The organism is Burkholderia sp. GW821-FHT14F03, from assembly GCF_058803765.1.
Genome location: NZ_JBXAPG010000031.1, coordinates 43859 through 52995, shown reverse-complemented (window position 1 = coordinate 52995; position 9137 = coordinate 43859). Strand labels below are relative to the sequence as shown.

9 protein-coding genes and 2 tRNA genes are annotated in these 9137 nt (G+C 69.0%); 5 read left to right on the top strand and 6 right to left on the bottom strand.

Annotated features, from left to right (window positions below):
• Position 1: 1 nt before the first annotated feature.
• The 3 genes from AC1RQF_RS21235 to fdxA form a co-directional block, all read right to left on the bottom strand.
• A tRNA-Asn gene (locus tag AC1RQF_RS21235) sits at positions 2 to 77 on the bottom strand.
• 69 nt (positions 78 to 146) lie between these two features.
• Positions 147 to 222, bottom strand: a tRNA-Asn gene (locus AC1RQF_RS21230).
• 96 nt (positions 223 to 318) lie between these two features.
• Positions 319 to 642 carry a ferredoxin FdxA gene (fdxA, locus tag AC1RQF_RS21225; RefSeq protein WP_252983169.1) on the bottom strand — a complete coding sequence of 108 codons (324 nt, stop codon included), beginning with the start codon at positions 640 to 642 and terminating at the stop codon, positions 319 to 321.
• A 267-nt stretch (positions 643 to 909) separates the two neighbouring features.
• Here fdxA and pncB point away from each other — a divergent pair, with 267 nt between their 5' ends.
• From pncB to AC1RQF_RS21200, 5 genes are all read left to right on the top strand, one after another.
• Positions 910 to 2112: a nicotinate phosphoribosyltransferase gene (gene pncB, locus AC1RQF_RS21220; RefSeq protein ID WP_492872892.1), complete on the top strand. Its 1203-nt coding sequence runs from the start codon at positions 910 to 912 to the stop codon at positions 2110 to 2112.
• 82 nt (positions 2113 to 2194) lie between these two features.
• The gene (locus AC1RQF_RS21215; protein ID WP_492872891.1) at positions 2195 to 2857 is read left to right on the top strand and encodes a LutC/YkgG family protein; all 663 of its coding nucleotides are present in this window, start codon (positions 2195 to 2197) and stop codon (positions 2855 to 2857) included.
• 55 nt (positions 2858 to 2912) lie between these two features.
• Complete coding sequence (locus tag AC1RQF_RS21210) at positions 2913 to 4343, top strand: sodium:proton antiporter (RefSeq protein ID WP_492872890.1); 1431 nt, start codon at positions 2913 to 2915, stop codon at positions 4341 to 4343.
• A gap of 75 nt (positions 4344 to 4418) precedes the next feature.
• Positions 4419 to 5408 carry a 2-hydroxyacid dehydrogenase gene (locus AC1RQF_RS21205; RefSeq protein ID WP_492872889.1) on the top strand — a complete coding sequence of 330 codons (990 nt, stop codon included), beginning with the start codon at positions 4419 to 4421 and terminating at the stop codon, positions 5406 to 5408.
• Entirely contained in the window at positions 5405 to 6889 is a 1485-nt protein-coding gene (locus AC1RQF_RS21200; RefSeq protein WP_492872888.1) for a DNA recombination protein RmuC, read from the top strand. Before AC1RQF_RS21205 ends, AC1RQF_RS21200 begins: the two co-directional genes overlap by 4 nt.
• Positions 6890 to 6942: 53 nt before the next feature.
• Here the strand turns inward: AC1RQF_RS21200 and AC1RQF_RS21195 are convergent, their stop codons facing one another.
• From AC1RQF_RS21195 to moeA, 3 genes are read right to left on the bottom strand one after another with little or no spacing between them, the layout of a single operon-like run.
• The gene (locus AC1RQF_RS21195; protein WP_274001974.1) at positions 6943 to 7431 is read right to left on the bottom strand and encodes a GNAT family N-acetyltransferase; all 489 of its coding nucleotides are present in this window, start codon (positions 7429 to 7431) and stop codon (positions 6943 to 6945) included.
• Entirely contained in the window at positions 7428 to 7703 is a 276-nt protein-coding gene (locus AC1RQF_RS21190; protein WP_252983162.1) for a hypothetical protein, read from the bottom strand. Before AC1RQF_RS21190 ends, AC1RQF_RS21195 begins: the two co-directional genes overlap by 4 nt.
• Positions 7704 to 7737: 34 nt before the next feature.
• A complete protein-coding gene (gene moeA, locus AC1RQF_RS21185) occupies positions 7738 to 9027 on the bottom strand; it encodes a molybdopterin molybdotransferase MoeA (RefSeq protein ID WP_492872887.1) in 1290 nt (429 codons plus the stop codon).
• Between the last annotated feature and the right edge of the window lie 110 nt (positions 9028 to 9137).

Here is a 9137-nt window from a genome sequence, read left to right as displayed (position 1 = left end):
TTGGCTCCCCGACCTGGGCTCGAACCAGGGACCTACGGATTAACAGTCCGGCGCTCTACCGACTGAGCTATCGGGGAATAAAACGGGTGCTGCGTGTCTGTTCGCTGCCATGAAAAAGCCCGTCAGCAACGGGCCTTTGCATTTCTTGGCTCCCCGACCTGGGCTCGAACCAGGGACCTACGGATTAACAGTCCGGCGCTCTACCGACTGAGCTATCGGGGAACAAACAGCAGAGAAGCGAGATTCTATGGTGCGTTGGTCAGTCTGTCAACAGTTTTGGCGGCAATGCAGCAAAAAAGCGCGCGCCGCCGTGCGGGCTCAACGCTCGAGCAGGTGCAGCTTGTCCTGGACGTCCTTCCACTCGTCGGCATCGGCCGGCGCGGGCTTGGTCTTGGTGATCGACGGCCATGCCTTCGCCAGTTCAGCGTTCAGCGGAGTGAACTGCTGCTGGTCGCCCGGCACGTCTTCTTCCGCGTAGATCGCGTTGGTCGGGCACTCGGCGACGCAAACCGCGCAATCGATACACTCGTCCGGGTCGATCGCGAGGAAGTTGGGGCCTTCACGGAAGCAATCCACCGGGCATACATCGACGCAATCCGTGTATTTGCACTTGATGCAGCCTTCGGTCACTACGTGAGTCATTCAAATTGCTCCTGCTTGGCGATGTGTATATGGGGTATGGGCGTGGCGCCAAAAGCGGCATTGTAACTGAAGCGCAAAACCCGCATGCAGCGCGCGGATTCCCGGCTTATACCGTTTCGTGATTAGTTTATGGCGGCGCAAACGCCCCGGCGTCCGCCCTCGCGGATGGTCCGGCCCGTATTCGGGTAACATGGTCGCCACGGAGCGGGCGGCGCGCAGGGGCGCGCGGATCTCCGGGCTCCGTCTCGATTTTGGTTGTCCTGAATCATGATCATCACTTCGCTGCTCGATACCGATCTGTACAAGTTCACGATGATGCAGGGCGTCCTGCATCATTTCCCGGCCGCGAACGTCGAATATCGTTTCAAGTGCCGCACGCCCGGCGTCGACCTCGTGCCCTATATCGACGAGATCCGCGCGGAGGTGAAGTCGCTCTGCGAGCTGCGCTTCACCGACCCGGAACTCGACTATCTGCGCCGCCTGCGCTTCATCAAGAGCGACTTCGTCGATTTCCTCGCGCTGTTCCACCTGAGCGAGAAATACATTTCGGTGCTGCCGTCGGCGAAGGGCGACGGCGAGATCGAGATCGAGATCAAGGGGCCGTGGCTGCATACGATCCTGTTCGAGATCCCGGTGCTCGCGATCGTCAACGAGGTGTACTTCCGCAATACGCAGCGCGAACCCGATTATCGCGAGGGCCGCGAGCGGCTGCGCGAGAAGATCCAGCTGCTCGGCGGCCAGCCCGGCTTCGCCGATTGCAAGATCGCCGACTACGGTACGCGCCGGCGCTTCTCGAAGGACTGGCACGAGGAGGTCGCGCTCACGCTGCGCGACGGGCTCGGGCCGCAGTTCGCCGGCACGAGCAATGTCTACTACGCGATGAAGCACGGGCTCACGCCGCTCGGCACGATGGCGCACGAGTACCTGCAGGCCTGCCAGGCGCTCGGCCCGCGGCTGCGCGATTCGCAGATCTTCGGCTTCGAGATGTGGGCGAAGGAGTATCGCGGCGATCTCGGCATCGCGTTGTCGGATGTCTACGGCATGCAGGCGTTCCTGCGCGACTTCGACATGTACTTCTGCAAGCTGTTCGACGGCGCGCGCCACGACTCGGGCGATCCGTTCGACTGGGGCGAGCGCCTCATCAAGCACTACGAGGACAACCGCTGCGACCCGCGCACCAAGGTGCTGGTGTTCTCCGACGCGCTCGACATCCCGAAGGTGATGCAGCTCTACGAGCGGTTCCGCGGGCGCTGCAAGCTCGCGTTCGGGGTCGGCACGAACCTGACCAACGATCTCGGCTACGTGCCGCTGCAGATCGTGCTCAAGATGGTGCGCTGCAATGGCCAGCCGGTCGCGAAGCTGTCCGATTCGCCGGGCAAGAGCATGTGCGACGACAAGGCGTATCTCGCCTATCTGCGGCAGGTGTTCGGGATCGCGCCGCCGGCCGACGACGACGGCGCCGGCAAGTAAGGCGGCGCCCGGGGGCGGGCGCGGCGCGATGCGGCCGGTATAATCGCAGGGCTACCGACCGCCACCGTCACAAGGACCGCTCATGGACACTTCGGCTGCCCGCCGCAACATCCTGGCGCGCATTCGCGCGGCATCGGGCCGTTCGGCCGAAGCCGACGCGACGGAGCGCGAGCGCGTCGCCGATTATCTCGCGCGTCATCCCGAGGGGCCGCGTCCGCCCGTGCCGGCCGACCTGGCCGGCCAGTTCGTCGAGGAAGCCCGCCGCTTCGAAACCACCGTCGACACGGTCGCATCCCCGGCCGATGCGCCCGCGGCCGCCGCCCGCTATTTGAGCGGGCTCGGCCTGCCCGTCGAGGCGATCGCCTGGCGTACGCTCGAGGGGCTCGACTGGCGCGGCGCGGGGCTGTCCGTCGCGTTTCGCCAGCCGGAGGACGCCGACCGGGTCGGCATCACCGGGTGTTTTTGCGCGATCGCGGAAACCGGGTCGCTGGTTCTGCTGTCTAGTCCGGAGACCTATGCGTCGGCCGGGCTGCTGCCGGAGACCCATATCGCGATCGTGCCGGCGTCGCGCATCGTGGCCGGCCACGAGGAAGCGTTCGCGCTGATCCGCGCGGAACGCGGCGAATTGCCGCGTGCCGTGAACATCGTGTCGGGGCCGTCGCGTACCGGCGACATCGAGCAGACCATCGTGCTCGGCGCGCATGGGCCGTATCGCGTACACGCGATCGTCGTCACCGGCGCGTGACGGCGATGGCGCCCGCTGCGCCCGCAATCCATCCGTACTTCAAGAGGTAGTGAACATGAAACGACATGCCGCCTGGGCGGGCATGGCGCTGGGAGGGGCACTCTGTGCGTTTCCCGCGCCTGCATCGGCCGCGACTCTCGACGGCGCCACGCTTTCCGCGTTGTGGGGCATCCCGTTCGCCGGGATCCTGTTGTCGATCGCGGTATTCCCGCTGATCGCGCCGGTCTTCTGGCATCACCATTTCGGCAAGATCGCCGCGCTGTGGGCGCTGCTGTTCCTCGCGCCGTTCGCCGCGGCGTTCGGCGTCGGCACCGCGTTCGGCACGCTCGTGCATGCGCTGCTCGAGGAATACATCCCGTTCATCGTGCTGCTGACCACGCTATATACGGTCGCGGGCGGCATCTGCGTGCACGGCAACCTGCACGGCACGCCCAAGCTCAATACCGGGATCCTCGCGCTCGGCACGGTGCTCGCGAGCATCATGGGCACCACCGGCGCGGCGATGCTGCTGATCCGGCCGCTCCTGCGCGCGAACGACAACCGCAAACACGTCGTGCACGTGGTCGTGTTCTTCATCTTCCTCGTCGCGAACGCGGGCGGCTCGCTGTCGCCGCTCGGCGATCCGCCGCTGTTCCTCGGCTTCCTGAACGGCGTGAGCTTCTTCTGGACCACCACGCATCTGGCGCTGCCGATGCTGTTCATCTGCGGGATCCTGCTCGCGCTGTTCTTCGCGCTCGACACCTACTACTACCGCAAGGGCGGCGAAGAGGCCAAGCCGTTCCTCGACCCGACGCCCGACAGCCACGGCATCTCGATCGACGGCAAGGTCAACTTCCTGCTGCTCGGCGCGGTGGTCGTGCTCGTGCTGATGAGCGGGCTGTGGAAGCCCGGCATCACGTTCGACGTGTTCGGCACGCACATCGCGCTGCAGAATCTCGTGCGCGACGTGGCGCTGATCGTCGTCGCGCTCGTGTCGCTCGCGATCACGCCGCGTTCGGCGCGCGAAGGCAACGCGTTCAACTGGGCGCCGATCGAGGAGGTCGCGAAGCTGTTCGCGGGGATCTTCGTGACGATCGCGCCGGTGATCGTGATCCTGCGCGCGGGGCAGGACGGCGCGTTCGCGCAGATCGTCCACCTCGTGACCGGGCCGGACGGCAAGCCGGTCGACGCGATGTATTTCTGGGCCACGGGCCTGCTCTCGTCGTTCCTCGATAACGCGCCGACCTACCTGGTGTTCTTCAATCTCGCGGGCGGCGACGCGCAATCGCTGATGACGACGGGTGCGAGCACGCTCGCGGCGATCTCGGCGGGCGCGGTGTTCATGGGCGCGAACAGCTACATCGGCAATGCGCCGAACTTCATGGTGAAGGCGATCGCGGAATCGCGCGGCGTGCGGATGCCGAGCTTTTTCGCGTATCTCGGCTGGGCGGTCCTGATCCTGGTGCCGGTGTTCCTGCTGGCGACGTGGATCTTCTTCGCCGCGTAAGCGTGCGATGGTCGTGACGGAACGGCACACGGCGCGAGGCGCGGCGTGTGCCGTCCGTCGTATACGGAGGGGGCAATGCAGAAAGTATTGGTGGCGCGTCCGATCTTTCCGGACGTGATCGAACGGCTCAAGCAGTATTTCGAGGTCGACTGGCACGACGGCGACGCGCTCGCGCCCGACGCGCTCGCGCGGCGCCTCGCGGACAAGGACGGCGCGCTGACGGCGGGCGATCCGATCGATGCGGCCGTGCTCGCGGCGGCGCCGCGGCTGCGCGTGGTCGCGAACATGGCGGTCGGCTACAACAACTTCGACATGGCCGCGTTCGACGCCGCGCACGTGCTCGGCACCAATACGCCCGACGTGCTCAACGAATCCACCGCCGATTTCGGCTGGGCGCTGATGATGGCGGCCGCCCGCCGGATCGCCGAGTCCGAGCACTGGCTGCGCGCCGGCCACTGGCGCAAGTGGGCATACGACGGTTTCCTGGGGGCGGACGTGTACGGCTCGACGCTGGGCGTGATCGGCATGGGCCGGATCGGGCAGGCGCTCGCGCGCCGCGCGCGCGGCTTCGGCATGCGGGTCGTCTATCACAACCGCTCGCGGGTCGCGCCCGAAATCGAGGCCGAACTGAACGCCGAGTATGCGACGAAGGAGGCGCTGCTCGCGTGCGCCGACCACGTGGTGCTGGTGCTGCCGTACACGGGCGCGAGCCATCACACGATCGGCGCGGCCGAGCTGGCGCTGATGAAGCCCACCGCGACGCTGACCAATATCGCGCGCGGCGGCATCGTCGACGACGCCGCGCTCGCCGTCGCGCTGCGCGAGCGCCGCATCGCGGCGGCCGCGCTCGACGTCTACGAGGGCGAGCCGAGCGTGAATCCGGCGCTGCTCGAGGTGCCGAACGTCGTGCTCACGCCGCACATCGCGAGCGCGACGGCGGCCACGCGGCGCGCGATGGCGAATCTCGCGGCCGACAACCTGATCGCCGCGCTGGGCGAGGGGCCGCGCGCCGGGCAGCCGCCGAACCCGATCAACCCGGGCGTGCTCGGAAAGGCGCGCCGATGACCTCCTGGCTGCTGATCGCCGTGGTGGCGCTCGCGGCGGCGCTGCTTGTCGCGCTGATCGTGCTCGGCGTGCTGGTGCGCGGCGGAGGGCGCGACGACGCGCTCGCGCAGCTCGGCGAGCATCTGGACGACGCGATCGATGCACAGGCGCATGCGGTCGAACGTCTCGAACGCGAGCTGCGCGGCGAGATCGCGGGCAGCGCGCGCGGCGCGCGCACCGAGTTGAGCGGCAACTTCGCGCAGCTGCAGCAGATGCTGGCCGCGCAGTTGACGAGCGTCGCGACCGTGCAGAATCACCAGATCGATGGCTTCGGCCAGCAGCTGGCGAAGCTGGTCGAGGCGAACACGCAGCAGTTCGACGCGATGCGCGGCGCGCTGCAGCAGCAGTCGCAGCTGGCGCGCGACGAACAGGGCGCCGCGCTGCGCCATCTCGGGGCGGTGCTGAACCAGCAGCTGGCGCAGCTGACCGAGGCGAACGACCGCCGCATCGGCGAGGTCCGCGCGACGCTCGAACAGCGGCTCAAGGAGATCGAGGCGAACAACGCGACGAAGCTCGAGGAGATGCGGCGCACGGTCGACGAGAAGCTGCACGCGACGCTCGAACAGCGTCTCGGCGAATCGTTCAAGCTGGTGTCGGACCGGCTCGAACAGGTGCATCGCGGTCTCGGCGAGATGCAGACGCTGGCGGCGGGCGTCGGCGACCTGAAGAAGGTGCTGACCAATGTGAAGACGCGCGGCACCTGGGGCGAGGTGCAGCTCGAGGCGCTGCTCGAACAGATGCTGACGGCGGACCAGTATGCGAAGAACGTCGCGACGGTGCCGGGCAGCAGCGAGCGGGTGGAGTTCGCGATCCGCCTGCCGGGCCGTCACGACGCGCGCGACCGCGATGCGCGGCCGGTGTGGCTGCCGATCGACGCGAAATTCCCGCGCGAGGACTACGAGCGCCTGCTCGACGCGCAGGAACGCGCCGACGCGGCGGCGGTCGAGGAGGCCGGGCGCGCGCTCGAGGCGCGGATCCGCGCGGAGGCGCGCACGATCGCCGAGAAGTACGTGGCGCCGCCGTACACGACCGATTTCGCGCTGCTGTTCCTGCCCACCGAGGGCCTGTATGCGGAGATCCTGCGCCGGCCCGGGCTCACCGACCTGCTGCAGCGCGACTGCCGGATCACGATCGCCGGCCCGACCACGCTGACCGCGCTGCTGAACAGCCTGCAGATGGGGTTCCGCACGCTTGCGATCGAACAGCGCTCGAGCGAGGTCTGGCAGGTGCTGGGCGCGGTGAAGACCGAATTCGGCAAGTTCGGCGACGTGCTCGCGAAGACCAAGGCCCAGCTCGAAACGGTCACGCGCTCGATCGAGTCGGCCGAGCAGCGCACGCGCGTGATGAGCCGCCGGTTGAAGCAGGTCGAGGCCTTGCCGGGCGACGAGGCGGCCGGGCTGTTGGGCGGCGCGGGGACGGAGCCGGAGCCGGACGACGCGTGACGCGCGCCGGGCGGGAAACGGGACAAGGGGCGCCGCGGCGCCCCTTGTTGCATTCAGCGGGGCTGCGCGAGCGTCGCGAGCGCGTCGCCGGCGACGCGCACGATCTGCCAGTCGGGCATCACGGTCGCGCCGAGCTTTTCGTAGAAATCGATGGCCGGCTGGTTCCAGTTGAGCACGGTCCATTCGAAGCGGCCGCAGCGGCGCTCGACCGCGAGTGCGGCAAGATGCCGCAGGAAGCGCGTGCCGAGCCCGGAGCCGCGTTCCGGCGGCTGCACGTACAGGTCTTCGAGATAGAGGCCGCGCCGGCCGACGAAGCTCGAATAGTTGTGGAAGAACAGGGCGTAGCCGACGAGCGCGCCGTCGCGCGCGGCGACGAGCGCCTCGGCGGCCGGGTGCGCGCCGAACAGCGCCTCGGCGAGGTCGGCTTCGGTGGCGGCGAAGACGTGCGCGAGCTGCTCGAATTCGGCCAGCTCGCGCATCAGCGCGAGGAGCGCGCCGACGTCGCCGGGCGTCGCCGCGCGGATCGCGGCGGCCGCGGTCATGCCTCTTCCGGCGCGTCGGACAGCACGATCTCGATGCCGCCGAAGCGCGAGGCCACCCAGTTGTAGGCGTGGCAGGCGATCCACAGCAGCACGAAGCCGAGGATCGCGTTGAGCAGCAGCGCGCTGAAGATCGTGCTCAGCTCGACCGACCCGAAGCGCACGAAGGCGACCAGGATGCCGAGCAGGACGATCGGCACGCTGAACGTCAGGTAGACGAGAATCAGCGCCTTCGCGGTTTGTCCCGCGGCGATGGATGTGATTTGCTTTTTCATGTGCGTGTAGCCCCCGTGTGTACAGAAAACGAATCTAGATTGCGTCGCCGAACGGCAGGATATCGACCGTGGCGCCTACGTCAACCCGCGCGGTGTCGTGCGCGAGCACGATGAAGCAGTTGGCGGCCGCGAGGCCGGCGAGCGAGGCCGAGCTTTGCGAGCCGGCGGGCTCGACCAGCCAGCGGCCGTCCGGCGCGCGCGAAGCGCGGCCGCGCAGATATTCGGTGCGGCCCGGCCGCTTGTCGAACGCATGCGTGCTGACGGCCGGATAAAGCGCGGCCGGCTGCGGCTCGGCGCCCATCATGGCGAACAGCGCGTCGCGCACGATCACCTGGAAGGTCACCGCGACCGCGACCGGGTTGCCCGGCAGGCCGAAGAACAGCGCGGGCCGCTCGGCGCGCGTGTCGTCCGCCCACAGGCGGCCGCAGGCGAGCGGCCGGCCCGGGCGCAGCGCGACGTTCGCGAAGGTGACGTCGCCGAGGCGCGCGAGCAGCGCGCGCGTGAAATCCGCGTCGCCGACCGAGACGCCGCCCGAGGTGATCACCACGTCCGCCTGGGCGGTGGCGGTGCGCAGTGTGTGTTCGAGCGCCGCCGGATCGTCGCGGACGATGCCGAGGTCGAGCAGGTCGAGGTTGAGCGGCGCGAGCATGCCGTGCAGCGTCGCGCGATTGCTGTCGTAGAGCGCGCCCGCGTCGAGCGCTTCGCCGGGGACGCGCAACTCGTCTCCGGTGGAGAAGAACGCGACGCGCAGGCGGCGGCGCACCGCGAGGTCCGTGATGCCGAGCGAGGCGAGCAGGCCGAGATCGGCGGCGCGCACGCGCCGGCCCGTGCCGAGCACGCGCGCGCCGCGCGCCAGGTCTTCGCCCGCGCGGCGGCAGTTGGCGCCGCGCGCGATGCTCGCGGCCGCGAAGCGCACCGTGTCGCCTTCGACCGTGGTGCGCTCCTGCGCGATCACGGTATCGGCGCCCGCGGGCATCGGCGCGCCCGTCATGATCCGCACGCAGGCGAGCGCGGGCAGCGTGCCCGTGAACGGGTGGCCGGCCAGCGCGCGGCCCGCGACGGACAGCGCGCAGTCGGCGGCGCCCGCGAGCAGCGCGCCGGCGAACGCGTAACCGTCCATCGCCGCATTGTCGTAGGCCGGCACGTCGAGCGGCGACAGGATGTCGGCGTCGAGCACCCGGCCGAGCGCGTCGCGCGCCGCGACCCGCTCGTGGTCCGTGACCGGCGTCGCGTGGCGCAGCGCGAGCGCGCGGGCGGCATCGACGCTGAGCGGAGCGTCGGTGTCGGGCGAAGCGGGCGAGGCGGTGGCGGTATGCGTGGTCATGAGTGGGAGGCGCCGCGAGGCGGACGATGATCGTGGCCGGGAGGCCGGCGGTGTGCGCGGCGGGCGCGTGGTGGCCGGGATGGCACGCGGCGGGCGGAGCCGGCGGTGCG